The following is a 24450-nucleotide window of genomic DNA, read 5'->3' on the forward strand; positions in this document are numbered from 1 at the left end:
CGCGTGGATCTCGACTCGGGCGCCGGCCTGCTGCACCGGCTCACCTCGTACGTGCCGACCCGCGACTGGGACGTGCCCGCCGACGACCCACGGGTCCGCCAGGACCTCGTCCCGAACGACCCGGCGACGCTGCCGCCGCCGATGAAGGCGTACGCCGGGGACCTGCCCGTCGTGGACCTGCCGCGGGACCTGCCGGACCCCGGCGTGGCGGCGACGGCCGTCCTCGCGGGTGCCGCGGCCCCCGCGCTGCCCCTCGACGCGGCGCAGCTCGGCCGGGTGCTGTTCCTCGGCGCCGGGGTGGTACGCACCGCCGAGCGCAACGGGCGCCCGGTCCTCTTCCGCGCCTCCGGTTCGGCCGGTGCCCGCTTCCCTCTTGAGGTGTACGCGAGCACCCGCGGCGTCGCCGGGGTGCTCGACGGCGTGCACTGGTACGACGGCCGCCGGCACGCCCTCGTCCAGGTCGCGCCCGCCGCCACCGGGACGGCCACCACGCTCGTCGTGACCGGCGTGCCGTGGCGGACCGGCTGGCGGTACGCCGAGCGCGGCTGGCGGCACCTCTACTGGGACGCCGGCACCCTGTTGTCCCAGCTCTCGGCGGCCGCGGCGAGCGCCGGTCTCGGGCCGCGCCTGCGTTCGCTCTTTCCCGACGCGCAGGTACGCGAGCTGGTCGGCGCGGACGGTGTCCACGAGTACCCGCTCGCGCTGCTCTCCCTCGGCGAGGCTGATCCGGCCGTCGGCCCCACCGCGCCCGCGACGCCGGGTGACCTGCCCCCCGTCGAGCTGCCGCTCTGCACGGCCGCGCAGCGGGCCGGCGAGCGGGACGTGCTCGGCGACGCCTGGCCGACCGGGGACGCCCTGCCCGACGCCCCGGCGTCGGCCACCCTGGACGAGGTCGTCCGGCGGCGCGGCTCGCAGCGCCGGATGGACCGGTCGGGGACGCTGCCCCGCCCCGCCCTGGAGTGGTCGATGCGCGCCGCCCTGCGCGGCGTGGCCGTGCCGCACTGGGTCGCCGTGCACGGCGTCGACGGGGTGGCGTCCGGCCTCTACCGGTGGCCGGACCTGTCGACGCCGCTGCGCACCGGCGACCTTCGCGACGAGGTCCTCCGGGTCTGCCTCGACCAGGCGCTCGCGGCCGACGCCGCGTACGTCGTCGTCGCCGCCACCCGGACGTCCGGTCTGGACGACCGCTCCTACCGCGACGCGCAGCTCGCCGCCGGGCTCGTCGAGGGCCGGCTCCACCTCGCCGCGTACGCCCAGGGCGCCGGCGCCTCCGGCATGACCTTCAACGACTCGGAGGTGCCGGGCCTGCTCGGCGAACCCGACGACCTGGCCGCCCTGCTCTTCACGTGCGTGGGCGTGCCCGAGTACGTGTCCCGCCCGGGCGGCGCACCGGGCGCACCGGTGACGGTCCGCCCGGTCATGCCCCGCCTGGGCGCCTGACGCCGATCCCCTACAACGGCTGCACCCAGTACGGCGCGACGTCCATCCAGCCGTTGGCGGCCGCACCGTGCAGCCGGCCGGAGCTGCCGGTGCTGAGGGTGTACCAGGAGTCGACGTAGTCGGGGTCGTCGGTCCACCAGCTCGCCGGCATCGCGTCGATGATCGCGTTGACCAGCGGCGTGTAGACGCCCTGGTCGACGATGGTCAGCAGGGCGGTGATCAGTGCCTTGGCCAGGTCGCGGTAGTTGGTGTCGCCGTCGTCCTCCCACATCACCACGTCGGCCAGGTTGTACTTGTAGCCGTTGAAGTGGACCAGCAGCTGGTTCGGGTGGTAGACCGTGCCGTCGTTGTCGAGGTAGGGCATCTCCACGATGCTGGCCGTGGCCTTGCCGTCGAGCCCGAAGCCGGTGACGACCGTGAAGATCTCGGCGCCGCCCTTGATCCACGGTTCCTTGTCGTCACCGAGCCGGACCGCGTTGACCTTGGTGGCCCAGTACCCGGCCTGCGTTCTCGCCGCGGGCCGGGCAGCCGTCAGGTTCCGGGCCGCCAACTCCTGCCGCACCTGCGCCAGGCCCCGCTCCATCGCCCTCGCCACGTCGACCTCGACGACCAGCACGGGACGGGCGGGCAGCCGGACCGGATCCAGGACGACCTGTCCCCCGGCGGGGTCGTGGCCGGTCACCGTGGTCGTCGCGTCGTCGGTCGGCGCCGCCGCCACCAGCGGTACCTCGGCCCGGGTCAACGCCGCCGCCATGTTCTCGTGCCCGAGCCGGAGTCGCAGCACGGAGCCGCTCGTCGCCGGCAGGCCCTTCGCCGCCAGCACCGCCTGGTTGGCCGACCGGGCGGCACGCTCGGTCCGCGCGTCGAGGCGTACCGCCAGCAGGTCCACCGGGCCGGCGGTGACGGCCGGGACGAGCCGCCCGCGGGTGGCGGGGTCGGCGAGTGCGCCGGCCACCACGCTGGCGAGCCGGTCGGTGGCGGCGAGGACAGGACCGACGGTGGACGGCGCCGACGGGGCGCCCCGCCGTACGTCGTCGGGACCGGCCTGGGCCGGTGCCGCGGTGGCGGCGATCAGGGTGGTCGCCGCCAGACAGACCGACGACGCGGCGAGCCGGAAGGAGCGTGGCTTCATACGGACCCCTCTTCGGTGCGGCGCCGGCTCGTGACCGGCGCGGCCGGGTTTGCCAGATGATCGCCGTTTACATAGGAGTACGTCAATGTTGTTGGCGCGCCGACACGGCGCGGGTCCGACCGGCTGGCGGACGACGGGGATGCCTGACTAAAGTCAGGCTTATGGAATCGGAGCTCGTTGCCGCGGTGCGGCGGTTCAACCGGACGGTCACCCAGCGGGTGGGCGCGCTCGACGACGAGTACATGGCCCGCGGCCGGCCCCTCGCGCAGGCGCGGCTGCTGTGGGAGATCGGCCCCGGCGGCGCCGAGGTCGCGGCGCTGCGGGCCCGGCTCGGCCTGGACTCGGGACACCTCAGCCGGCTCCTGCGCACCCTGGAGGGCGACGGGCTCGTCACGGTCGGCCCGGCCGACGGCGACGGACGGGTGCGGATGGCCGACCTCACCGACGCCGGCCGGGCGGAGTGGACCGAGCTGGACAAGCGCTCCGACGACCTGGCCTGGTCCATCCTCCGACCGCTCAGTGAGCGCCGGCGCGGTCGGCTCGTCGCCGCGATGGCCGAGGTGGAACGACTGCTCGTCGGGTCGATGGTGGTCGTCGAGCCGTGCCCGCCCGGCGACCCGCGCGCCCGTGCCTGCGTGCGGGCGTACGCCCGGGACGTGGCGGGCCGGTTCGACGAGGGCTTCGACCCGGCGCTGAGCAGTCCCGTACGCGACGAGGAACTCGTTCCGCCCGCCGGCCTGTTCCTGCTCGCCACCCTCAACGCCGAACCCGTCGGCTGCGGCGCCGTCAAGCTCCACCCCGACGCACCCGCCGAGATCAAGCGGGTCTGGGTGGCCGACAGCGTACGCGGCCTCGGGATCGGGCGGCGGCTGCTCGACGAGCTGGAGCGCTACGCCGCCGACCGGGGCTGGACGGCGGTACGGCTGGACACCAACCGGAACCTGACCGAGGCGATCGCGATGTACCGCGCCGCCGGGTACCGGGAGATCGAGCCGTACAACGACGAGCGCTACGCCCACCACTGGTTCGAGAAGCGCCTGTCGCCGTGACGGCCCGTACCGCCCCGGTCAGCTGACCCGGTTCAGGCCACGACGGCCGCTGCGGACGCGCTGGTTGTCGGCGCGGTGGTCCTCCACCGCCAGCATCCGGCCGGCCGCCTCCAGGCCGGTCAGCGCGGCACCGTAGGCGGTGACCTCCCGCTGGAAGTGCTCCACCTTGGAGTACCAGAACTTCAGCTCGGGGTTCATCGACTTGGCGTTGATGTAGTTGACGATGTCGGCCTCGGGTGTGATGCCCTGCCGCGCGTAGCAGCGGTCGAACCGGGCCTTGGTCCGCTCGTACTTCTCGGACATGGCGGTCAGTCCCGCCTCGGCCTCCAGCAGCCGGTCTCGCAGGTACCGGATGTACGTGCTGGGGACCGGTGACGCGGCGGGCGCCGGGCGGGGCGCGGGAATCGGCGACACGGCGATCACCCGGCCCGACACGCGGCGGCCGACGCGCGGGCGGCCACCCATCGACGACCGGGTCCACTGTGGAACATCACGACCGGCCTCCTTCCTCCGGTTGATCAGGCCCCGAGGGCGGCGCGCGGGTCGCACCACCAGTGCCGGTCGGGGCGACGGTGCCCCCTCACTCGGGGTCCAGTGACGTCCTTCTACCCACTGGCGCGCCTGCCATACCCTCCTTCCCTCACCACGACCACGTTGCGTGCGGTACCGCACACGGTAGGCAGGCGACGACCGGAGCACCAAACGGTCGGCCGGGTGACATGTGACGGGAGGCCGACAGCGGAGAGGGTCAGCCGTCGTCCGTCCGTCACGAACCGGACAGGATGGTGTGCGCGGGGCCGGCGACCCGCTCAGCGTGGTGACGGGTCCACGGCGGGCAGGCCGAGGCGGTCGGCCGCGGTGGCGGCGAGGATCTCCGCGGGCAACCGGAGGTCGAGCACCACGCCGTGCTCGTCCGGCCCCAGGGGCTCCAGGATCGCCGCCTGGGAATCGAGCAGGCTCGCGGGCATGTACGGGTGCGTCCGCGCCGCCATCCGCTCGCGGATCACCTCGGTCGGGCCGTCCAGGTGCACGAACTCCACGTTCGGCGGTCCCTGCCGGAGGACGTCCCGGTAGGAGCGCTTGAGCGCGGAGCACGCCAGCACCGTCGAGACGCCCTCCCGGTGGCGGGCGGTCATCCAGCCGGCGAGGTCGCGGAGCCAGGGCCAGCGGGCGACGTCGTCCAACGGTACGCCGGACCGCATCCTCGCCACGTTGGCCTCGGAGTGGAACTCGTCGGCCTCCGCGAAGGCCAGTCCCGTCAGCTCGCTGACGAGCCGGGCCACCGTCGTCTTGCCGCACCCGGACACGCCCATCACGACGACGTGCCGGGTCGGCCGCCGGTCACCAGTCATGGACGGTGCCGTCCTTCAAGCGGTTGAACGGCAGGTACGCCGGCTGGTACGGGAACCGCGCGGCGGCCTCCTCGTCGAGTTCGACGCCGATGCCGGGCAGTTCGCCCGGGTGCAGGTACCCGTCGGTGAAGGTGAACGACTGCCGGAACACCTCGTTGGTGAGCGGCCCGTGCTGCATGTACTCCTGGATGCCGAAGTTGTGGATGGCCAGGTCCAGGTGCAGCGCGGCGGCCATGCCGACCGGTGAGATGTCGGTCGGCCCGTGGATGCCGGACTTGATCTGGTACTGGGCCGCGAAGTCGAGCAGCTTGCGCATCGCGGTGATGCCGCCGGTGTGGGTGACGGCCGAGCGGACGTAGTCGATCAGCTGTTCCCGGATGAGGGTCTGGTAGTCCCACACGGTGTTGAAGACCTCGCCGATGGCCAGCGGGGTGGTGGTGTGCTGGCGGACCAGCCGCAGCGCCTCCTGGTTCTCCGCCGGCGTGCAGTCCTCCAGCCAGAACAGGTCGTACGGCTCCAGGGCCTTGCCGAGCTTGGCGGCCTGGATGGGGGTCATCCGGTGGTGACCGTCGTGCAGCAGCGGCAGCTCCGGGCCGAACTCGTTGCGGACCGCCTCGAACACCCCGGGCAGGTGCCGCAGGTACGCGCGGGTGTCCCAGTCCTCCTCGGCCGGCAGCGGGATGCGCTGGGCCGGTTCGTAGTCGTACCGCTTGCCGTCGACGCTGGGCTGCGCGGCGACCCCGTAGACGGCGTTGATGCCGGGCACGGAGGTCTGCACGCGGATCGACCGGAAGCCGAGGTCGAGGTGCCGGCGGATCGAGTCGAACAGTTCCGGCAGGTCACGGCCGGAGGCGTGCCCGTACGCCATGATGCCGGTGCGGGACGCGCCGCCGAGCAGCTGGTACAGGGGCATGCCGGCCGCCTTGGCCTTGATGTCCCAGAGGGCGACGTCGACGGCGGCGATGGCGGCCATGGTGACCGGTCCGCGCCGCCAGTACGCCGAGCGGTACAGGAACTGCCAGGTGTCCTCGATGCGGTGCGGGTCCCGGCCGATCAGCAGCGGCACGACGTGGTCGCGCAGGTACGACGCGACGGAGAGTTCCCGTCCGTTGAGGGTGCCGTCACCCAGGCCGGTGACGCCTTCGTCCGTGGTGATCTTGAGGGTGACGAAGTTGCGGTCCGGGCTGGTGACGATGACGTCGGCTGCGATGATCTTCACGGCGGGGTGCCTTTCTTCACGTGAGTTCGGCGGCGGCTAACGGAGGACACTTCCGGTCTCGTGGCCGTCGAGAAGGGACAGTTCGGCGCGGCGGGGCAGCCCTTCGCAGTCGCCCCGGCTGGAGACCGCGAAGGCGCCGAGGGTGGCCGCGCGGCGCAGGCGACCGGCCAGGTCGAGCCCGTCGAACCAGCCGGACAGGTAGCCGGCGGTGAACGCGTCCCCGGCGCCGACGGCGTCGACGGCGGTCACGGTCAGCGCGCCGACGTGCTCGACCCCGTCCGGGGTGTGCGCCCGGGCGCCGTCCGCGCCCAGTTTCACCAGGACCGTCCGCACGCCCCGCCGGAACAGGTCCGCCACCACGGTGGACTCGTCGGCCGCCGGGTCGCCGACGAGGTCCAGCTCGTCGGCGGAGGCGATGACGACGGATGCGTACCCCGCCAACGGGGTGAGCACCTCGCGGGCATCGTCCCGGGACCAGAGCCGGGCGCGGAAGTTGACGTCCAGGCACACCGGGACACCCGCCTCGGCGGCGGTCTGGGCGGCCCACCGGGTGGCCTCCCGGGCGGTGTCGGACAGCGCGGGGGTGATCCCGGTCAGGTGCAGCATCCGCGCGCCGGCGGCCAGCGACGCCCGCAGGTCGTCGGCGTGCAGCGCGGACCCGGCCGATCCGGACCGGTGGTACTGCACCCGGGTCAGGTCGGCGGTGCGCTGCTCCAGGAACATCAGGCCGGTCGGCCGGTCGGGGTCCCGGGTCACGCCGTCGACACCGATGCCCTCGGCGCGGAGCTGCCGCAGCGTGTACTCGCCGAACTCGTCGGTGCTCACCCGGCCGGCCCAGGCGGCCCGGTGCCCCAGCCGGGCCACTCCGACCGCCACGTTGGACTCGGCACCGGCCAGGTGCATGGTCAGCGACCCCCCGGCGGCAAGCGGACCGGCCGAGCGCAACGACACCATGGTCTCGCCGAAGGTGAGCAGGTCCGGTGCGGTCATGAGCGCGACGACCCGACCGCGGCGAGGTAGGTGCGGGCCCGGGCCCGCAGGGCGGCGAGGTCGCCGCCGGAGGCGGCGTCGCCGACCAGCGGCCCACCGACGCCGACCGCGATCGCACCGGCCCTGAGGTAGCCCGGCACGTCGTCCAGACCGACGCCGCCGACCGCGACGAAGGGGATGTCCGGGAACGGGTCCCGCACCGCCTTCAGGTACGCCGGCCCGCCGACCGACACCGGGAACAGCTTGATGGCCGACGCCCCCATCCGCATCGCGGTGTACGCCTCGGTCGGGGTGAAGGCCCCGGCGGCGACCGGGATGCCCCGGCGCGCCGCCTCGGGGATCGACTCGACCACGGCCGGCGTCACCACGAACTGCGCGCCGGCGGCGGCCACGTCCGCCACGTCGGCGGTGGTGAGCACCGTGCCGGCGCCGACCAGGGACCCGGCGGGCGCCACCGCGCGCAGCGCCGCCACGGCCCGCGGGGCGTCCGGCGTGGTGAGGGCCACCTCGACGATGCGCACGCCCTCTTCGAGCAGGGCGGTGCCGGCGGCGATCGCGCCGGCGGTGTCGGTGCCGCGGATGACCGCCAGGATGCGGGCGTCGGCGAGTTCGGCGGTGAGGTTGACGGTCATGTTGATCACCATTCCGCGTAGGAGCCGTCGCGGTGCCGCCAGGTGGGGCTGCGCCAGGCGTGGCCGCGCTTGTCCGCCGTCCGCACCGCGTGTTCGTCGATCTCGATGCCGAGGCCGGGTGCGGTGAGCCGCTCGACGTACCCGTCGACGAAGGTCAGCGGGGTCTTGTCGAGGCAGTAGTCGAGCACCTCGGCGCCGAGGTTGTAGTGGATGCCGATGCTCTGTTCCTGGATCAGGTAGTTCGGCGTGGCGAAGCCGACCTGGAGGCAGGCCGCGAGGGCGATCGGCCCGAGCGGGCAGTGCGGGGCGAGCTGCACGTCGTACGTCTCGGCCAGCGCGGCGATCTTGCGGACCTCGGTGATGCCGCCGGCGTGCGAGAGGTCCGGCTGGGCGACCGCGATACCGGCCTGGAGGACGGGCAGGAACTCCTGCCGGTTGTAGAGCCGCTCCCCCGTCGACACCGGGGTGGTGGTGGAGCGCACGAACTCGCCGATCAGGTGCGAGTTCTCCGGCACCACCGGCTCCTCCAGGAAGAAGGGCCGGAACTCCTCCAGCAGCGGGGCGACCCGGCGGGCGGTGGCGAGGGTGAACCGCCCGTGGAAGTCGACCGCGACGTCCCGCTCGTCGCCGAGCACCTCGCGGGCGGCGGCCACCCGCTCGACCACGCCGTCGAGTTCGCGGACCGAGGCGACCGGGCTCATCCGACCGGAGGCGTTCATCTTCACCGCGGTCAGGCCCGACTCGACGGCGGCGCTGATCTGGTCGCGTACCTCGGCCGGCTCGTCACCGCCGACCCAGCCGTACACCCGGATCCGGTCCCGGACCGGTCCGCCGAGCAACTGGTGCACCGGCGCGCCGAAGTGCTTGCCGGCGATGTCCCACAGCGCCTGGTCGAGCCCGGCGACGGCGCTGGCCAGGATCGGCCCGCCCCGGTAGAACGAGCCCTTCGTCATCACCTGCCAGTGGTCCTCGATGCGCAGCGCGTCCCGGCCGATCAGCAGTTCGCTGAGCTGCTCGACGGCGGTACGGACCGTCTCCGAGCGACCCTCGCAGGTCGCCTCGCCCCAGCCGACGGTCCCGTCGGTGGTCTCCACCCGGACGAACAGCCAGCGTGGTGCGACGAGGAAGGTCTCCACCCGCGCGATCGTGGTCATGACCTCAGCCCTTCGTGGCGCCGGCGGTGAGGCCGGAGACGATGTACTTCTGCACGAACAGGGCGATCAGCATGATCGGGACGGTCACCACCGTGGCCGCCGCCATCAGGCCGCCCCAGTCGATGCTGGCGTAGCCGACGAAGTCGAAGATCGCCACGGGCAGCGTCTTGGTGTCGGCGCCGGAGAGCACCAGGGCGAACATGAAGTTGTTCCAGGAGAAGATGAACGACAGGATGCCGGCCGTGGCGACACCGGGCACCGAGAGCGGCAGGGTGATCCGCCGGAACGCACCGATGTGGGTCAGGCCGTCGACGAGCGCCGCCTCTTCGAGTTCGCCGGGCAAACCGTCGAAGTAACCCATCATGATGTAGACGATCAGCGGCAGCGACACGAACATGTGGCTGAGGATCAGCACGGTGTAGCCGCCGACCATCTGCAGGTTCGAGAAGACGTAGTACCAGGGCACCAGCAGCGAGACACCGGGGATCACCCGGGCCATCAGCACGACGAGCGCGGACTTCTTCATGTTGAAGCGGCTCATCGAGTAGGCGGCGGGCACGCCGAGGATCAACGAGAACACCGTGGCCGCGAGCGCCACCCAGAGGCTGTTGCCGATGAACTGGACGTAGTTCGCCTGCTGGAGAACGGTGTCGTAGTTGTCCAGGGTGGGCGTGAAGACCAGCGCCTTGCCCGTGTCGTAGATGTCGACGTTGGTCTTGAACGACGCGGCGACCATCCAGAGCAGCGGCGCGATCAGCGAGAACACCACCAGGACGAGGGCCACCGCCCGGAAGACCTTGAACGGCCTGCTCGGCTTCATCGCTCCAGCCCCTTCTTGCGGTAGGTCAGGGCCCACATCACCCCGATGATGATCAGGAAGAAGATGATGAGGACCGTCGACGAGACGCCGTAGTCGTTGTAGTCGAAGCTGAGGCCGTAGGCGTAGACGTTGAGGGTCTCCACCTCGTGGAAGGACCCGCCGCCGCGCCCCTTGGTGGCGTACAGGATGTCGAACGTCTTCAGGGCGTCGATGCCGCGCAGCAGGATCGCGACGATCACGGTGGGCATCAGCAGCGGCAGGGTGACGTGCCGGAACCGCTGCCAGATGCTGGCGCCGTCGATCAGCGCCGCCTCCTGGGGCTCGTCGGAGAGCGAGGTCAGCCCGGCGAGCAGGATCAGCACCACCATCGGCGTCCACTGCCAGATGTCGATGAACATCGTCGTCGGCAGGGCCGAGTTCTGGCCGGACAGCCAGGGCTGCGGGCCGATGCCGACCCAGCTGAGCACCTGGTTCGCCATGCCGATGTTGGGATCGAAGATCAGCCGCCACATCATGCCGACCGCGACCGGAGTGGCCACCAGCGGCAGCAGGATGGCGACCCGGACCCACCTCTCGCCGCGGAAGGGTCGCCACAGCAGCAGGGCGATCGCCATGCCGAGCACGACCTCGACGAGGAGCACGACGAAGGTGAAGAGGGCCGTGCGCCACACCGCCGGCCAGAACCGGTCGGTGTCGGAGAGCACGTCCAGGTAGTTCTGGAAACCGATGAACTCGCTCTCGGCGCGTACCGAACCCTCGGCGTCGGTCAGGCTGAGGTACCCGGTCCAGGCCACCGGAAAGATGATGAGCACGGCGACGAACGCCATGGCGGGTGCCGCGAAGAGCCACTTGCGGTGCGCGTTGGCCCAGCGCGACCAGGCCGACTCAGCCGGGGCCGTACCGGCCTCGGGCGATCTGGTGACTGGTGTGGTGACGGCTGACATGAGGTCTCCGGGTTCGGGGGGCCAGGGGTCCCGGCGCGGGGTGGCGGAGCCGGTCGGCCCGCCACCCCGCGATCGGGCTACTTCGACTCGTCGTCGAGGAACTTCTGGAACGCCTCGTTCGCCACGTCCGCCGAGGCGGCCGCGTCCTTACCGGTGATCGCGTCGACGATCGGCTGACCGACGATCTCCCGGGCCTGGGCGACCTTCACGACCAGCGGGCGGTCGTGACCGATGCCGTTGGTGGTGCTGACCTTGGTGGCCTCGGCCAGGTCCTTCGGGTAGGTCGCGGTGCCCTCCGGGTTGGCCCAGACGGAGGCGCGGGCGCCGGGGACGCCGGCCTTCTGCTGCGCCAGCGACTGCTCCTTGCCGGCCGCCCACTGGATGAACTTCCAGGCGTTGTCCTTGTTCTCGGACGCGTCGTTGACCCCGAGCGCCCAGGACGGGACGTTGTACGGCTTCGAGCCGGCCGGGCCGGCCGGGAAGGTGGCGAACCCGACGGTCTCGGAGACCTTCGACTTGGCCGGGTCGGTGGCGTTCTTGTAGAGCGAGTTGGCCTCGGTGTAGAAGGCCGCCTTGCCCTGGGTGAAGATCGCCATCGCCTCGGACCAGCTCATGTCGGTGCTGATGTTCTCCGGGCCGTGGTCGCGCAGCATGCCGCCGTAGTAGGCGTACGCCTGCTTGGCCTGCTCGCTGTTCACCGAGGCCTTGCCGCTGGCGTCGACGAAGTCACCGCCGAAGCTGTACAGGAAGCTGGAGAACTGGGTGACCGCGGCCGACTTGCCGGTACGGGCCACGAACCCGGCGACACCCGGGTTGTCCGCCTCGACCTTCGCCGCCTGCGCCTTGAGCTCGTCGAGCGTCTTCGGCGGGGCGGTGAAGCCGGACTTCTCCAGCAGGTCCTTGCGGTAGTAGAGGACCTCCTGCTCGGTGATGATCGGTACGCCGACCAACTTGTCCTCGTACGTGGTCGTCTGCACCGGTCCGGCCTGGAAGTCGCCCAGCTCGAACGCGCTGTCCGACTTGGCCTTCTCGCCCAGGTCGGCGAGGTACTTGTTCTTGGCGAACAGCTTCCCCTCCTGCAGCGGCCGGTACATCATCACGTCGAGGTCGCGGGACCCGGCGTTCAGCTTGACGTTGTACTGGTCCGACAGCTGGTCCTCACCGAGCTGGGTGACCTCGACCTTGAGCCCGCTCTGCTTCTCGAACTCCGGCAGGGCCTTCTTGATGTTCTCCGTCCAGACGTGGTTGACCAGCGTCACCCGGAGCGTGTTCGACCCGCTGCCGCCGTCGTCACCGCCGCCACAGGCGGACAGGCCCATGGCGGCGACCACGGCCAGAGAAGTGCCGATCATTGCTCGACGTCGCACCCTTGTCTCTCCTTCTGTCCCCGGTCGCTGCCCTGGACGGGCGCTACCTCGGTGTTTACATCCGCTTAACGTCGGGATGCTAGGCCGAAAAAGCGGATTTATTCAAGGGGTTGATCTAACTGATACGATCTGAGGCGTGGAACGGTACTCCTCCGAGGGCGCAGTCGCCCAGAACGCGCCTGCCGAGGCCGGGCTGCACGCACGCGTCCTCGACCACCTCGGCACGGCCATCTGCGGAGGTGAGCTGCCGCCCGGCGCGATCCTGAACATCGACGAGCTGGTCGAGCGGTACGCGGTGTCCCGTTCGGTGGTCCGCGAGGTGCTGCGGGTGCTCGCCTCGATGGGGTTCATCGAGACCCGACGCCGCGTCGGCGTCATGATCCGCACGCCGGACGCCTGGAACGTCTTCGACCCGCAGGTGATCCGCTGGCGGCTCGCCTCGGCCGGCCGCATCGCCCAGATCCGCTCGATCACCGAGCTGCGGACGGCGGTCGAGCCGCACGCCGCCTGGCTGGCCGCCGCCCGGATCGGTTACGACGAGGCGAGCGAGCTCGTCGGCCTCGCCGCGAAGATGTGGGCCGCCGGCAAGGCCGGCGACGAGGAGCGGTTCCTCCACCTCGACATCGAGTTCCACCGCCGGGTGCTGGCCGCCTCCGGGAACGAGATGTTCGTCAAGCTCCAGGACCTGGTGGCCGAGGTGCTCAGCGGTCGGCACCACTACCACCTGATGCCGCACCATCCGCACGAGCAGGCGCTCCAACTGCACGCCGACGTCGCCCAGGCGATCCAGCGTCGCGACGGCGACCGGGCCCGCGGCGCCATGGTCCAGATCATGGAGCAGGCCTTCGACGAGATGACGGCGATCTGGGAGCAGGCGGCCAACCCCGCCCAGTGACGGCTCCCTCAACGCCTCCCGTCGGCCGGCGGCGACATCTCCGCTGATCGACGCCGCACGACGGGAGCGGCCCGGCCGGTCGTGACCCGCGGCGCGAGCCGGGTGTGGCGCAGACCCCGGGTGAGAAGCAGCGTCGTGGCCAGCGACAGCCCGGCGAGCACCGCCACCGCCTGGTGCGTCGGCAGGACGTCGGCGACCGCCCCCGCCAGGGCCGCGAAGACCGCCTGCCCGGTCATCATCCCGTTCTGTTGCAGGCCGAGCACCTGGCCGTGGGCCTCCGCCGGGGAGTGGGCGATGAGCTGCTCCTGCAACGGCAGAGCGACCGCGAAGCCGACCGAGGCGGCCAGGGCGAGGAGCATCGCCACCGGCAGCTCCGGGTGCAGCAGGAAGACCAGGTACGGCAGGGGAAGCAGGAGCCGCAGCGGAAGGACGCACCGCTGGCGCGCGGCAGCGGACAAGAACCGGCCCACCACCACGTCGCCGGCGAGCATGCCGAGCGCGCCGGCGGCGAAGAGAAAGCCGGCCCGCTCACCGGCGTACGGCAGGAACAACGCCTCGCATCCGACCACCAGGCCGCTGGGTAGCCACAGATTGAGGTAGAGCGAGCGCCGCCCCGGGTCGGCCCACAGCTCACGGTTGATCCGCAGCGTCCGGGCCGTCGAGGTCCGGGCACCGGCCCGGGCCGGCCGTTCGCGCACGCCGATCCAGGTCACCGCCAACGCCACGGCGCGCAGCGCGGTGGCGACCAGGAACACCTGGTACGGGCTCAACCAGACCAGCAGCAGGCCGCCCGCTCCGAAGCCGGCGATCTGCATGACGCCCACGCTGACGTTCATCGTGGAGCGGCCCAGCACGTACGCGCCGGCCGGCAGGATGTCGTTGATCAACGCCCACCGGGCGCCGTTGGTGATCGACCCGACGTACGCGACGAGCAGGATGACGGCGAACCGGGCCACCAACGGCAGCCCCGGCACGGCCTGCAGAGCCGTCCCGGCGAGGCCGACCAGCGCGGCGAGGGCCAGGGCCCGGCGAGGCGGCAGGCTGTCCGACGCGGAGAGCAGGGTGAGGCTGCCGAGCACGCCGGCCAGCGGCGCCCCGAACATGCTCAGCGCGGTGAGCGTGGCCGACCCGGTGGTGGCGTAGGTCAGCGAGCCGAGTGCCAGCGCCGAACTGGTGTGCGCCGCGATGCCGGCACAGTTGGCCACGAAGAGGTTGCGGAACTCGTGGACGGCGAACAGCTCCGAATACGTCCTCACGCCCATGATCCTTCAGGCGGCTCGGGCCGGACCAGTAGAGTTACGGCTGGAGGCGAAACATGTCCGTCTGGCAGATTCCGGTGGACCTGCTCGCGCGCAGCCGGTTCACGATTTCGCCGATGACCGACACCGTCGCCGCACTGCGGGCCCTGCACAGCCCGCGCCGCCCGTGGCAGCACGCCTGGCGGCGCCCGCACCTCGCGGCGTACCAACGGATGCTGGCCCGGCGGCCGGTGGTCCGGGCCCTGGTGGCGGCGTCGTTCGGACCTCGGTGGACCGCCGACTTCCTCACCCTGGTTCCCGCGACGGCCGCCCCGACGTTCGCCGAAGAGTTGACAGCCGTCGCCGAGCGCCCCGACGAGCAGATCCGCGCCGACCTGCGGGCGACCTGGCCGGGGCCGCTCGCCGGCCCGTTGCGCACCGACGAACTGACCGAGCAGGCGGTGTACCTGCTCGACTGGGTCTGGACGCACCTGGTGCGACCGGAGTGGCCGGAGCGGGAACGGCGGCTCAGGGCCGACATCGTGGCCCGCACCGCGCGGCTCAGCGCCCAGGGTTGGGCGGGTGTCTTCGCCGACCTCAATCCGCAGGTGCGGTGGCTGGGCGAGGGCCGGCTCCAGGTCAACGCCTATCCGGCGCCGCCGCTGCCGCTCGACCGGGCCGAGCAGTTGGTGTTCGTCCCGGCGCACTGCGTCCGCGGCTGGGTGCTGTGGAACCAGCCGACCCGGTTCGGCATGGCCTATTCGGCGAGCGGCATCCTCGCCGACACCGCTCCGCCGGCCCCGGAGGGCCTGGACCGGCTGATCGGCCCGAGTCGGGCCGCCATCCTCGCCCGGTTGGCCACTCCGCTGAGCACGTCCCACCTCGCCGCGGTCACCGGGCTGTCCCTCGGCGCCGTCGGCGACCACCTCCGGGTACTCCTCGACGCCGGTACGGTCACCAAGCGACGGTCGGGGCGCGAGGTGCTGTACTGGCAGACGCCGCTCGGCGCCGCCCTGGTCACCCGGGAACCGTCTCAGGTCGTGGCGAGCCGGGCGCCCGCGCGGGTCACCAGGAAGCCGAAGGCCGCCGCCGTGAAGAACATGACGATGCCGTAGACGGCCGCCGGGACCGCCATCCGGGTGTTGTCGAGCAGCGCCGGGCTGAGCGCGACCGTGATGGCCAGCGTGCTGTTGTGGATGCCGATCTCGAATCCGGCCGCCGTCGCCGCGCTGTGGTCGACCCCGGCCAGTCGCGGCACCCCGTATCCGATCGCGAGGCTCAGCAGGTTGAACGCGAGCACGGCCAGGCCGACGGAGACGAAGTAGTCGGCGATGTTGTCACGTTCGCCCAGCACGGCACCGAGGATCACCGCGACGAGCACGACGACGGACAGGGCCCGCACCGGGCGGTCCAGGCGTCCGGCGATGCGGGGCACCCGGGCCCGGATCAGCATGCCGATCGCGACCGGGACGAGCACGATGGCGAACACCTGCAGCACCTTGTCGAACTGGAGGCCGATGCTCCGGCCGTCGGTCAGAAAGTACGCCGCCGACAGGTTGACCACGATCGGCAGGGTGACCACGGCGAGCACCGAGTTGACGGCGGTCAGGGTGATGTTCAGGGCCACGTGGCCGCCGAACAGGTGGCTGTAGAGGTTGGCGGTGGTGCCGCCGGGGGACGCGGCCAGCAGCATCATCCCGACGGCCAGTTCCGGCGGCAGGTCGAACGCGAGAACGAGGCCGAAGCAGAGCGCCGGCAGCACCAGCACCTGGCACACCAGGGCGATGACGGCGGCCCGGGGGTGCCGGGCGACCCGGCGGAAGTCCTCGGTGGTCAGTCCGAGACCGAGGCCGAGCATGATGATGCCGAGAGCGACCGGGAGTCCGACCAGGGTCAGGGCTGAGTCCATGGCACGACATCGTCATCACCCGGCAACGCCTCCGCAATCCCCCGTGCGGCCGGGTGCGGCTCTTGACCGGCGGATGTGGTCGGCTTAGCTTCATCAATCAGAAAGGTATCTTTACTATTCTCGCTCCATCCCTCGATGGGAGTGCCGATGCGACAATTCCGTCACCGCCGCCTCACCGCCCTCGTCGCCCTGGCGACCGTGCTGGTCACCGCCGCCCCGCCGACCGCCGCGAGCGCGGGCGACAGCGGGAGCCGCCGATCCGGCTACCACCGGGTCGGCTACTTCACCCAGTGGGGCATCTACGGCCGGGCGTTCCCGGTCAAGAAGCTGGACACCTCCGGGGCGGCGAGCCGCCTCACCCATGTCAACTACGCCTTCGGCAACGTGAGCGAGGACGGGCGCTGCTTCGTGGACGGTGGGCCGGGCGAGGGTGATCCCTGGGCCGACTACCAGCGTCCGGTACCGGCGGAGGAGAGCGTCGACGGCGTCGCCGACGCCTGGGGCGAACCGCTCAACGGCAACTTCGGTCAACTGGCCAAGCTCAAGGCCCGGCACCCCGACCTGAAGGTGATGATCTCGCTGGGCGGCTGGTCCTGGTCGACGTACTTCTCGAACGCCGCCCGCACCGACGCCTCCCGCAAGGCCTTCGTCGCCTCCTGCATCGACCTCTACCTCAAGGGCAACCTGCCGGTCCTCGACGGCGGCAGCGGTGGACCGGGTGCCGCCGCCGGCGTCTTCGACGGCATCGACCTGGACTGGGAGTGGCCGAACTGGCCGGGCGAGCCGGGCAACGTGATCCGGCCGGAGGACCGGGAGAACTTCACCGCGCTGCTCGCCGAGTTCCGCCGGCAACTCGACGCGTACGGCCGGCAGACCCGCCGGCACTACCAGCTGACCGCGTTCCTGCCGGCCAATCCGGCCACCATGGACGCCGGGTACGAGGGCCGCAGGATCTTCCGGTACCTGGACTTCGCCACGGTGCAGGGGTACGACTTCCACGGCACCTGGGAGCCGACCACCAACCAGCAGTCGGCGCTGCGGGTGCCGGCGGGAGCGCCGGACAGCCCGGACTTCTCCGTCGAGGTCGCGATCGACGGCTGGATCGCGCGGGGCGCGCCGCGCCACAAGCTCGTCCTCGGCATCCCGTACTACGGTCAGGGCTGGACCGGCGTGACCGGGGGTGGAGACGGCCTCTTCCAGCCGGCGGCCGGGCCGGCGCCGGGCACCTTCGGCCCCGGGTCCGAGGACTACCGGCAGCTCAAGGCCTTGCCGGGCAGGGGCTTCGCCGTCCACCGCGATCTTCGGGCCGGGCACGCCTGGCTCTTCGACGGCACGACCTTCTGGACGTACGACGACCCGGCGGTCGTGCTGCAGAAGACGCTCTACATCCGGCGGGCCGGACTCGGCGGAGCGATGGTCTGGTCGTTGGACGGCGACGACGAGACCGCCACGTTGACCAGGACGATCAGCCTGGGGCTCACGGTGCGGTAGCCGCGCCCGGCAACCGGCCGGCACCGGGTGATCCGGTGCCGGCCGGCCCGCCGGGGAGCACCAGGAGTGCGCTGCGCCGGACCACGACGGCCTGTCGGTGGGATCGATGCCTGACTAGGGTTGCCAGATGCCTCGCTACGCTGTCGGTCTGCCAAATGTCGGACCCTTCGCTGATGCCCGGCAACTCGTCGACATGGCCGTCGCAGCCGAGGAACGGGGGTGGGGCGGCGTCTTCCTCTGGGACCACGTGCTCTATCGGGACGACTGGCCCGTCACGAACTCGGTTGTCGTCGCCTCCGCGATCGCGGCCCGGACCTCGCGGATCAGGCTCGGCGTGCTGGTGACAGCTCTGCCCAGGCGTCGGGTGCAGACGGTGGCTCGGGAGACGGTCACCCTGGACACCCTCTCCGGTGGCCGGCTCGTCTTCGGGGCGGGCATCGGCTCGATGGACAGCGAGTACACCGCCTTCGGCGAGGATCCCGACCTGCGCAGTCGCGGCAGACGGCTGGACGACTCCCTGAACCAGCTCACGGACCTGTGGTCGGGCCAGGACGTCCACCTGCCGTCCGGCGAGCGCGTACGGATGCTGCCGACACCCGTGCAGCAGCCGCGGATACCGGTCTGGTGTGCCGGTCGCTGGCCCAACCGGCCGGGATTCCGCCGTTCCGCCCGCTGGGACGGGGTGGTGGCGACGTTCGCCGACGCGGGCAGGACCGTTGCCGTGCCGGTCGAGGACTTCGCCGACGCGGTACGGTTCGTCGCCTCCGAGCGAGGGTCGTTGGACGGGTTTGACGTCGGGCTCGAAGGGTGGACGTCGCCGGACAACGCCGCCGAGGTCATCGCGCCGTACGCCGCCGCCGGGTTGACGTGGTGGATCGAGGCCATGGGCTGGTGGCGGGGTGGGGTCGACGCCGCGTGGCAGCGCATCCTGCAGGGCCCTCCCGCGTGACCCACGCGCCGGCCCTGGAACACCGTCCGGTAGCTCCCGGTAAGTGGTAGACAGGGGCGGTGTGGGGACGACGGGCGGCGCGTGGCTCTCTCGTACTGCTCACGGTCGCGATGCTGACCTCCGCCTGCCGCGCGCCCTCGCCGTCACCGTCGCCGTCGCCCTCGCCCCCGGCGTCGTCCCCGGCCGCCGCACCACCCCTGCCGGGCTTCGTGGTGCTCTCCGACGTCGACGACCGCATCCGCACCGACATCCGGTACGCCACCGCGCACAACTTCGTCGGCCGCCCGCTGGCCGGCTACCTCGAGCCGCTCTGTCTGCTCACCCGTCCGGCCGCCGAGGCACTGCGCAAGGTGCAGGACGCCGCGCTGGCCGAGGGCCGCACCCTCAAGGTGTACGACTGCTACCGCCCGCAGCCGGCGGTCGACGACATCGTGGCGTGGGCCCGCCAGCCCGGTCAGGAGCAGACGAAGGCCGAGTTCTACCCCCGGGTGGCGAAGTCGGACCTGTTCGACAAGGGGTACGTGGGCGCGCCGACCGCCCACAGCCGGGGCAGCACGGTTGACCTGACGCTGGTGGACGTCGACGCGCCGAGCCAGGCCCCGTACCGGTCGGGGCAACCGCTCGTCCCCTGCACCGCGCCGGCGGGCCAACGGTTCGCCGACGACAGCGTGGACATGGGCACCGGTTTCGACTGCTTCGACCCGCTCGCTCACACCGACAGCCCCCGGGTCGGCGCGGTGGCGCGGGCCAACCGGGATCTGCTGCGCGAGTTGATGGCGCGTGAGGGGTTCGTCGGCTACGACCACGAGTGGTGGCACTACAGCTACCGCGACGAGCCGTACCCGGATACGTACTTCGACGCACCGGTTGCCCGTTCGTCGGTCGGCTGAGCCCGACGGGCGAATTCCGGCCGTCACGACCGGCGCCTTTCTTCACACCGGCCACGACTTCCTCCGATGCCCTGCGCGGGCGCTCGATCGGCGACCATGATGCCGATGTCGACGCCGTTCCGCCGTCAGTGGGACGGCCGCTACCGCACTGGCGATTCGAGTACTCCGTTTGCAGGGCATCCGGAAAGGTCTGGTCGCATGTCCGCACGCAAGCTGCGCTACGTGTTCGCCGCACTGGTGCTGACACTCACCACGGCAGCCGTGGCGCCCGCAGCAGGCGACGACGTCTGCATCGATCCCCGGGGCGGCCGGGAGGACGACGCGCTCGGGACGAGCTTCATGGTCGCGTCCGCCCATCCCCTCGCCACGGAGGCCGGCTGCAAGATCCTCGCCCGGGGTGGCGGGGCGGCGGACGCCGCGGTGGCGGTCCAGGCCGTCCTGGCGGTCGTGGAACCACACGCCTCCGGCCTCGCCGGCGGCACGCTCATCAACTACTGGAACTCTTCCGAGCGCGACGTCCGGTTCTTCGACGGTATGGCCCGCGCTCCGCAGAACGTCACCGAGAACCTGCGGACGCCCACCGCGCAGGAGCAGGAGGATCTCAACACGGACCGCTTCCCGAACGCCGCATCCGCTACCGGGCGGTCCTTCGGCGTGCCGGGGACGCTGCGGGTGCTCGCGAGCGTGCACGGCGAGTTCGGCGAGCTTCCCTGGAACGAACTCTTCGAGGACGCCATCCGGCTGGCCGCCGACGGTTTTCCGATGTCGCCGAACCTGCACGCGGGTTTCGAGGAGCGGTTCAACGGACGGAAACGCTGCAACTATCCGGATCTGCGGCCCCGGTACTGCGACGGTGACGAGCCGAAACCGGTAGGCACGACGATCCGCAACCCGGAGATCGCGGAGGTGCTGCGGGAGGTCCGGGACAAGGGCGCGCAGGCGTTCTACGACCCGAACGGGACAATCGCGCCGGCCATCGTGCAGCACGCGGCGAAGGGGCCGATCAAGCTGAAGGGCAACACCGCCGGCCCGGTGGTGATCCCGACCCTGATGACGCCGCAGGACTTCGCCGACTACACGGCGATCGAGCGCCCCGAGATCTGCCGCCAGGTGTTCAGCGTCAACGTCTGCACTGCGCCCCCACCGGCCTTCGGTGGGGTGGCGGTCCTGGAGATGCTCGAGTTGCTCGAACGCGGTCAGGTCGGGCGGACGGAGCCGGACTCGACCGACCGCACCCACCTCTCGATCGAGGCCAGCCGGCTGGCGAACCTCGACCGCCGCGCCTACATCGGTGATCCGGACTTCAACGTGGTGCCGGTCGACGGGCTGCTCGACGAGGGGTACCTCGACAAACGCTTCTCGCTCTACTCCCCGGATGAGGCGATCCACCCGGTGGAACCAGGTAGACCGCCAGGTGCTCTTCCCCCAGGGCCGACCGACGACCAACCCGCCACCGTCGACGTCGGCGACCCGACGAGCAACGTGAGCATCGTCGATGACGACGGCGACGCCGTGTCCATGACGACCACGAACAACAGTCACTTCGGGTCACACCTGGAGGCGCGCGGAATCATCCTGAACAACGCGATGAACAACTTCACCGACACGGAGTCGGTGTCACCGGGCAAGCCGGTGAACGTGATGCAGCCGAAGAAGCGGCCGACCGCATCGATGGCGCCGACCATCGTGCTCGGCGTCGAAGCGCGGGACCTGCGTCTCGTGATCGGCGCCGCCGGGGGCTCCCACATCCCCGACTACGTGGTCCAGGCACTGGTAGGGATCGTGGTCGACGGAATGAGCCCCGCACAGTCGCTCGACCAGGGTCACTTCAGCGGCCAGGACATCACCCGACGGTGTGAGGGGGAGCGGGACGCACCTTCGGAGGTGGAAGCGGGCAGGCGCATCGCCACCCAGGTGGCCCCCCTGGTGGCCCTCGAACACCCATGTCCACGGGTCATCGCGCTGGACAGCGGCCTGACCGCGATCGAGGTCCGGGGGGACCGGTTGCGCGGCGCGGCGGACACCCGCCGCGACGGTGTCGCCGCGGGGCGTTGAGCGTCGCCCGGCAGACGGAACGTCGGCCGGGCGATGAGCCCGGCCGACGTCCGTCCGTACCTGATCGACGTCACCGCGCCCGTCCGCCGCGGGTGACGACGGGCGTCGGTCAGATCCGGCGGGCGGTGCGCCAGCGCTCCGCCCAGTAGCCGGCGCCGTCCAGGATGGATTCGCCGCCGGTGTCGCCCATGGTCGGGCCGTCCGCCACCGCCCGGCTGGAGATGAACCGGTGGTGGCCGCTGTCGTCGATGCCGAGGTAGATGCCCGAGTGCTCGATGTGGCCGTCGACGACCGGCCCCGCGTTGAAGAACAGCAGGTCGCCGGGGAGCAGGCGGTCGAGGCCGCGCGCCCGGTGCCCGGAGTTGGGCATCAGTTGGACGCCGGGGCCGAACTCGGCCATCGCGTAGGCGCGCCGCGGAAGTCCCTCACCCGGCGTGTTCGTGCCGAGCAGCGGAAAGTCGAGCCGGTGACCGTAGACCATCCGCAGGTAACCCGAGCAGTCCAGCGCGAGCAGGCGATCCGGCTCCGGCACCACGGCCTTCCCGTCCAGGAACGTCCAGGTCAGCCCCAGGTAGTCGTAGAAGTCGGACTTCTCCGCCCGGCCGTCCGGGTCCAGCGGGTCCAGCGGCCCGAACGAGGCGTCACCCGAGTACTGCTGTCCCTGGTTGTCCTTCTTGACCGGGGCGCCCTCGATGTACTCCATCGCGATCGCCAAGACGTCCGGGGAGCGGTCGTGGCGGGCCGCCGAGAGCCAGTCGGTGAACCACTCCTCCTTCTCCGCACCGGCGTGGTAGGGCCGCGGCGCCAACCGCACCCAGTACTTCGACTCGACCTTGGAGGCGGTGTTCTGGGGCTCCTCGAAGGTCCGCGACGGCCCGTACATCTGCACCGTCCGGGCGCCATCGGTCATGATCGCGACCGGCTCTCCGGTGGAGTCGATGATCTCCGTACGGTCCGGTGAGGTCGAGCGCTGGTAGGTGTAGCCCGACGCGCCGAGGGCAGTGTCGTCGGCCGCCTGCGCCCCGCCCAGGGTCAGCTGCGGCTGGTCCCCGGGAGACGGCCGGAGCACGACGTAGGCGACCGTGCTCGCCACGATCAGCAGGGCGAATCCCACCATGGTCAGCAGGACGGTCGGTCGACGAAGGTAGGTCCCGTTGGTCATGCCCGCGATCTCCTTTCGCGACTCGGGCTCCGGTCGGTCAGGTGACCGGCACGAAGCCGGCGACGACGCCGCTGTAGGCGACTCCGAAGGTGATTCCGGTGACGACGATGGTCGCCAAGATCGTGGCCTTCGGAGGCTGACGCACCAGCTGGTACGCGATCAGGCCGGGAATGACGAAGCCCAGCGTCTGGTGGGCGAACAGCAGCGGAAGGTCCCGCTGGACGACCACGAAGAGGGTCAGCTGCAGCAGCACGCTGAGCAGCACGATCGCCGCGAACAGCCGCTTGCCGTAGAGGATGACCACCCGTTGCATCAGCCGGGTGAGCACGTACGTCAACACCGTCATGCCCGTGATGATCAGCGCCTGGAGCTGGTCCTCGATCAGCGTCAGCGCGATCCACCCGGGTGTGATCATGCCGCCGGGTGAGAGGTTGGTGGTCAGGTAGCACAGCAGGGCGAACACCAGGCCGATGCCGAGGCTCGCGGTGGCCAGCTGTGCGCTGAGTTCCCCGCCGAAATTCATCATCGGATCCTTTCTCCGGTCGGCGTACGAAGCATCGAGCCGCCCTCGGCCCCGTCCTCGCAGGTCCAGCTGGGCAGTGTCGCCAGCTCGTGGAGCAGCACCTCGCCCTGGCCGTGGATGTTCCCGACCGCGACGATCGACGAGTCGTCGGTCGCCGCCGCCGTCACGCCTTCCAGCAGTTGTTCGGAGGGCAGCTTGCCCCCCAGGTCGACGACCCGGTCCTGCAGGTCCGCCGGCACGGTCGACCGTGCGCTCTTGGTCGGCTCGCCGATCAGGACGAGACGCTCCGGTTGCACCCGTGCGGTCAGCTCGCCCATCTGGCCGTTCCGCTCGATCCGGTCGGGCCGGCAGTTGATCACCATCGTCAACGGACGGGTGATCAGGCGCTGCTCCTCCAGCTGCTTGATGTTCATCAGCGTGGACTCGGGGTCGTTGGCGGCGAAGATGTTGGCGAACCGGAGCCGCTTGTCGCCCTGCAACACCCGAGCCACCGACAGCGCACCGGGGTCCGGCGGCGCCTCCCACATGCCCTTGAGCGCGCTGTGCCGGTCGACGCCCAACTGTTCGGCGACCGCGAGCGCGATGGCCACGTTCTCCTTGAACGTGATCCAGCCGAAGCCGTCCATCTCCTTGTCCGTGACCGACTCCGGGTCGACCGGGATGAGCCGGCAGTTGCGCCGGTCCGCCTCCTCCTGCAGGATCGCCAGCCGGTCCCGTTCCGCGGTGATGCAGACGCCGCCCTCCGGCATCGACCGGCTCAGGGAACGGGCCACGTCGTCAAGGGTGGGACCCATCTCGGCGAGATGGTCCTCGCGTACGTTGCAGAGCACCCCGATGTTCGACTGGATCAGCTTGCTCTGGTTGCACTCCTGCAGTGCCGGCATCACGGCCATGCACTCCATGACCAAGGCGTCCGGGTGGTACGCCGCCCCCCGCCGCACGATGCCGATCTGCTCCACCACGTTCGCGATGCCGAACTTGCGGTAGACCGGCTCCTCGCTGGCGTCGGGGAAGATGAACCGGGCGGCGGTGCCGGTGGTCTTCGCCACCACCACCCGGCCACCTCCCCGCAGCGCCCCGGCGCAGAGCCGGGTGATCGAACTCTTCCCCCGGATGCCGTTGACGAGCACCCGGTCCGGGATCTTGCGGAGGTTGCCGAAGTGGTTGCGCTGTTCCCGCACGCCGGCGACCAGCAGAGCGGCGCAGCAGAGGACGTAGACGATGTAGAGGTATCCCACG

The 24450-nt window shown here is 71.2% G+C and carries 23 protein-coding genes; 8 read left to right on the top strand and 15 right to left on the bottom strand.

Features of this window, described 5'->3' with window-relative positions; all coding sequences use genetic code 11:
• Positions 1 to 3: 3 nt before the first annotated feature.
• Positions 4 to 1440, top strand: coding sequence for a nitroreductase family protein (locus GKC29_RS24235; RefSeq protein WP_230688791.1), 1437 nt, complete (start codon positions 4 to 6; stop codon positions 1438 to 1440).
• A gap of 10 nt (positions 1441 to 1450) precedes the next feature.
• On the opposite strand, the gene GKC29_RS24240 is transcribed toward GKC29_RS24235, so the two are convergent.
• Complete coding sequence (locus GKC29_RS24240) at positions 1451 to 2572, bottom strand: DUF3103 family protein (protein ID WP_155333020.1); 1122 nt, start codon at positions 2570 to 2572, stop codon at positions 1451 to 1453.
• A gap of 161 nt (positions 2573 to 2733) precedes the next feature.
• Here GKC29_RS24240 and GKC29_RS24245 point away from each other — a divergent pair, with 161 nt between their 5' ends.
• Positions 2734 to 3621, top strand: coding sequence for a helix-turn-helix domain-containing GNAT family N-acetyltransferase (locus GKC29_RS24245; RefSeq protein WP_155333021.1), 888 nt, complete (start codon positions 2734 to 2736; stop codon positions 3619 to 3621).
• Positions 3622 to 3639: 18 nt separating this feature from the next.
• On the opposite strand, the gene GKC29_RS24250 is transcribed toward GKC29_RS24245, so the two are convergent.
• The 9 genes from GKC29_RS24250 to GKC29_RS24290 all read right to left on the bottom strand — a co-directional run bounded on the left by GKC29_RS24250 (position 3640) and on the right by GKC29_RS24290 (position 12099).
• Positions 3640 to 4035, bottom strand: coding sequence for a hypothetical protein (locus GKC29_RS24250; protein WP_155333022.1), 396 nt, complete (start codon positions 4033 to 4035; stop codon positions 3640 to 3642).
• 395 nt (positions 4036 to 4430) lie between these two features.
• Positions 4431 to 4973, bottom strand: coding sequence for a gluconokinase (locus GKC29_RS24255; protein ID WP_155333023.1), 543 nt, complete (start codon positions 4971 to 4973; stop codon positions 4431 to 4433).
• Entirely contained in the window at positions 4963 to 6192 is a 1230-nt protein-coding gene (gene manD, locus GKC29_RS24260; protein WP_155333024.1) for a D-mannonate dehydratase ManD, read from the bottom strand. Before manD ends, GKC29_RS24255 begins: the two co-directional genes overlap by 11 nt.
• A 36-nt stretch (positions 6193 to 6228) precedes the next feature.
• Complete coding sequence (locus GKC29_RS24265) at positions 6229 to 7182, bottom strand: sugar kinase (RefSeq protein ID WP_155333025.1); 954 nt, start codon at positions 7180 to 7182, stop codon at positions 6229 to 6231.
• The gene (locus GKC29_RS24270; protein WP_230688792.1) at positions 7179 to 7814 is read right to left on the bottom strand and encodes a bifunctional 4-hydroxy-2-oxoglutarate aldolase/2-dehydro-3-deoxy-phosphogluconate aldolase; all 636 of its coding nucleotides are present in this window, start codon (positions 7812 to 7814) and stop codon (positions 7179 to 7181) included. The genes GKC29_RS24265 and GKC29_RS24270 overlap by 4 nt, the downstream gene beginning before the upstream one ends.
• Before the next feature lie 5 nt (positions 7815 to 7819).
• Positions 7820 to 8968 (bottom strand): galactonate dehydratase, encoded by a 1149-nt coding sequence (gene dgoD / locus GKC29_RS24275; protein ID WP_155333026.1) that lies wholly within the window; start codon positions 8966 to 8968, stop codon positions 7820 to 7822.
• Between the two features lie 4 nt (positions 8969 to 8972).
• Positions 8973 to 9788 carry a carbohydrate ABC transporter permease gene (locus tag GKC29_RS24280; RefSeq protein ID WP_155333027.1) on the bottom strand — a complete coding sequence of 272 codons (816 nt, stop codon included), beginning with the start codon at positions 9786 to 9788 and terminating at the stop codon, positions 8973 to 8975.
• The gene (locus tag GKC29_RS24285) at positions 9785 to 10732 is read right to left on the bottom strand and encodes a carbohydrate ABC transporter permease (protein WP_230688793.1); all 948 of its coding nucleotides are present in this window, start codon (positions 10730 to 10732) and stop codon (positions 9785 to 9787) included. Before GKC29_RS24285 ends, GKC29_RS24280 begins: the two co-directional genes overlap by 4 nt.
• Positions 10733 to 10809: 77 nt before the next feature.
• On the bottom strand, positions 10810 to 12099 hold the full coding sequence (locus GKC29_RS24290; RefSeq protein ID WP_230688794.1) for a sugar ABC transporter substrate-binding protein: 1290 nt from the start codon (positions 12097 to 12099) through the stop codon (positions 10810 to 10812).
• Positions 12100 to 12235: 136 nt separating this feature from the next.
• Here GKC29_RS24290 and GKC29_RS24295 point away from each other — a divergent pair, with 136 nt between their 5' ends.
• Positions 12236 to 12994, top strand: a complete 759-nt coding sequence (locus tag GKC29_RS24295; RefSeq protein WP_155333028.1) for a FadR/GntR family transcriptional regulator — start codon at positions 12236 to 12238, stop codon at positions 12992 to 12994.
• A gap of 8 nt (positions 12995 to 13002) precedes the next feature.
• On the opposite strand, the gene GKC29_RS24300 is transcribed toward GKC29_RS24295, so the two are convergent.
• Positions 13003 to 14250 carry an MFS transporter gene (locus tag GKC29_RS24300; RefSeq protein ID WP_196255706.1) on the bottom strand — a complete coding sequence of 416 codons (1248 nt, stop codon included), beginning with the start codon at positions 14248 to 14250 and terminating at the stop codon, positions 13003 to 13005.
• Between the two features lie 59 nt (positions 14251 to 14309).
• Between GKC29_RS24300 and GKC29_RS24305 the strand changes: the two genes are divergently transcribed.
• Complete coding sequence (locus tag GKC29_RS24305; protein ID WP_155333029.1) at positions 14310 to 15347, top strand: helix-turn-helix transcriptional regulator; 1038 nt, start codon at positions 14310 to 14312, stop codon at positions 15345 to 15347.
• On the opposite strand, the gene GKC29_RS24310 is transcribed toward GKC29_RS24305, so the two are convergent.
• Positions 15266 to 16141, bottom strand: a complete 876-nt coding sequence (locus GKC29_RS24310) for a bile acid:sodium symporter family protein (RefSeq protein WP_155333030.1) — start codon at positions 16139 to 16141, stop codon at positions 15266 to 15268. The genes GKC29_RS24305 and GKC29_RS24310 overlap by 82 nt on opposite strands.
• A gap of 147 nt (positions 16142 to 16288) precedes the next feature.
• Here GKC29_RS24310 and GKC29_RS24315 point away from each other — a divergent pair, with 147 nt between their 5' ends.
• The 4 genes from GKC29_RS24315 (at position 16289) to GKC29_RS24330 (ending at position 21526) form a co-directional block, all read left to right on the top strand.
• The gene (locus GKC29_RS24315; protein WP_155333031.1) at positions 16289 to 17632 is read left to right on the top strand and encodes a glycoside hydrolase family 18 protein; all 1344 of its coding nucleotides are present in this window, start codon (positions 16289 to 16291) and stop codon (positions 17630 to 17632) included.
• A 127-nt stretch (positions 17633 to 17759) separates the two neighbouring features.
• Positions 17760 to 18581 carry an LLM class flavin-dependent oxidoreductase gene (locus tag GKC29_RS24320; protein ID WP_155333032.1) on the top strand — a complete coding sequence of 274 codons (822 nt, stop codon included), beginning with the start codon at positions 17760 to 17762 and terminating at the stop codon, positions 18579 to 18581.
• A gap of 59 nt (positions 18582 to 18640) precedes the next feature.
• Positions 18641 to 19471: a M15 family metallopeptidase gene (locus tag GKC29_RS24325; protein WP_370463276.1), complete on the top strand. Its 831-nt coding sequence runs from the start codon at positions 18641 to 18643 to the stop codon at positions 19469 to 19471.
• Between the two features lie 198 nt (positions 19472 to 19669).
• A complete protein-coding gene (locus GKC29_RS24330) occupies positions 19670 to 21526 on the top strand; it encodes a gamma-glutamyltransferase family protein (protein ID WP_196255707.1) in 1857 nt (618 codons plus the stop codon).
• Between the two features lie 109 nt (positions 21527 to 21635).
• On the opposite strand, the gene GKC29_RS24335 is transcribed toward GKC29_RS24330, so the two are convergent.
• Genes GKC29_RS24335 through pgsB form a run of 3 tightly spaced genes read right to left on the bottom strand, consistent with a single transcriptional unit; the run spans position 21636 to position 24449 of the window.
• On the bottom strand, positions 21636 to 22688 hold the full coding sequence (locus GKC29_RS24335; protein WP_230688796.1) for an NlpC/P60 family protein: 1053 nt from the start codon (positions 22686 to 22688) through the stop codon (positions 21636 to 21638).
• 37 nt (positions 22689 to 22725) lie between these two features.
• On the bottom strand, positions 22726 to 23211 hold the full coding sequence (locus tag GKC29_RS24340; RefSeq protein ID WP_155333034.1) for a poly-gamma-glutamate biosynthesis protein PgsC/CapC: 486 nt from the start codon (positions 23209 to 23211) through the stop codon (positions 22726 to 22728).
• Complete coding sequence (pgsB, locus tag GKC29_RS24345; RefSeq protein ID WP_155333035.1) at positions 23211 to 24449, bottom strand: poly-gamma-glutamate synthase PgsB; 1239 nt, start codon at positions 24447 to 24449, stop codon at positions 23211 to 23213. The genes GKC29_RS24340 and pgsB overlap by 1 nt, the downstream gene beginning before the upstream one ends.
• Between the last annotated feature and the right edge of the window lies 1 nt (position 24450).

Origin of the sequence: Micromonospora sp. WMMC415 (assembly GCF_009707425.1) — a bacterium.
Classification (GTDB): domain Bacteria; phylum Actinomycetota; class Actinomycetes; order Mycobacteriales; family Micromonosporaceae; genus Micromonospora.

Bases quoted from the DNA above. Each gene is read 5' to 3' on its own strand.
- GKC29_RS24240 (WP_155333020.1), bottom strand. From the start codon at position 2,572: ATGAAGCCACGCTCCTTCCGGCTCGCCGCGTCGTCGGTCTGTCTGGCG.
- GKC29_RS24245 (WP_155333021.1), top strand. From the start codon at position 2,734: ATGGAATCGGAGCTCGTTGCCGCGGTGCGGCGGTTCAACCGGACGGTC.
- GKC29_RS24255 (WP_155333023.1), bottom strand. From the start codon at position 4,973: ATGACTGGTGACCGGCGGCCGACCCGGCACGTCGTCGTGATGGGCGTG.
- GKC29_RS24265 (WP_155333025.1), bottom strand. From the start codon at position 7,182: ATGACCGCACCGGACCTGCTCACCTTCGGCGAGACCATGGTGTCGTTG.
- GKC29_RS24270 (WP_230688792.1), bottom strand. From the start codon at position 7,814: ATGACCGTCAACCTCACCGCCGAACTCGCCGACGCCCGCATCCTGGCG.
- dgoD (WP_155333026.1), bottom strand. From the start codon at position 8,968: ATGACCACGATCGCGCGGGTGGAGACCTTCCTCGTCGCACCACGCTGG.
- GKC29_RS24280 (WP_155333027.1), bottom strand. From the start codon at position 9,788: ATGAAGCCGAGCAGGCCGTTCAAGGTCTTCCGGGCGGTGGCCCTCGTC.
- GKC29_RS24285 (WP_230688793.1), bottom strand. From the start codon at position 10,732: ATGTCAGCCGTCACCACACCAGTCACCAGATCGCCCGAGGCCGGTACG.
- GKC29_RS24305 (WP_155333029.1), top strand. From the start codon at position 14,310: ATGTCCGTCTGGCAGATTCCGGTGGACCTGCTCGCGCGCAGCCGGTTC.
- GKC29_RS24310 (WP_155333030.1), bottom strand. From the start codon at position 16,141: ATGGACTCAGCCCTGACCCTGGTCGGACTCCCGGTCGCTCTCGGCATC.
- GKC29_RS24315 (WP_155333031.1), top strand. From the start codon at position 16,289: ATGCGACAATTCCGTCACCGCCGCCTCACCGCCCTCGTCGCCCTGGCG.
- GKC29_RS24320 (WP_155333032.1), top strand. From the start codon at position 17,760: ATGCCTCGCTACGCTGTCGGTCTGCCAAATGTCGGACCCTTCGCTGAT.
- GKC29_RS24330 (WP_196255707.1), top strand. From the start codon at position 19,670: ATGTCCGCACGCAAGCTGCGCTACGTGTTCGCCGCACTGGTGCTGACA.
- GKC29_RS24335 (WP_230688796.1), bottom strand. From the start codon at position 22,688: ATGACCAACGGGACCTACCTTCGTCGACCGACCGTCCTGCTGACCATG.
- GKC29_RS24340 (WP_155333034.1), bottom strand. From the start codon at position 23,211: ATGAATTTCGGCGGGGAACTCAGCGCACAGCTGGCCACCGCGAGCCTC.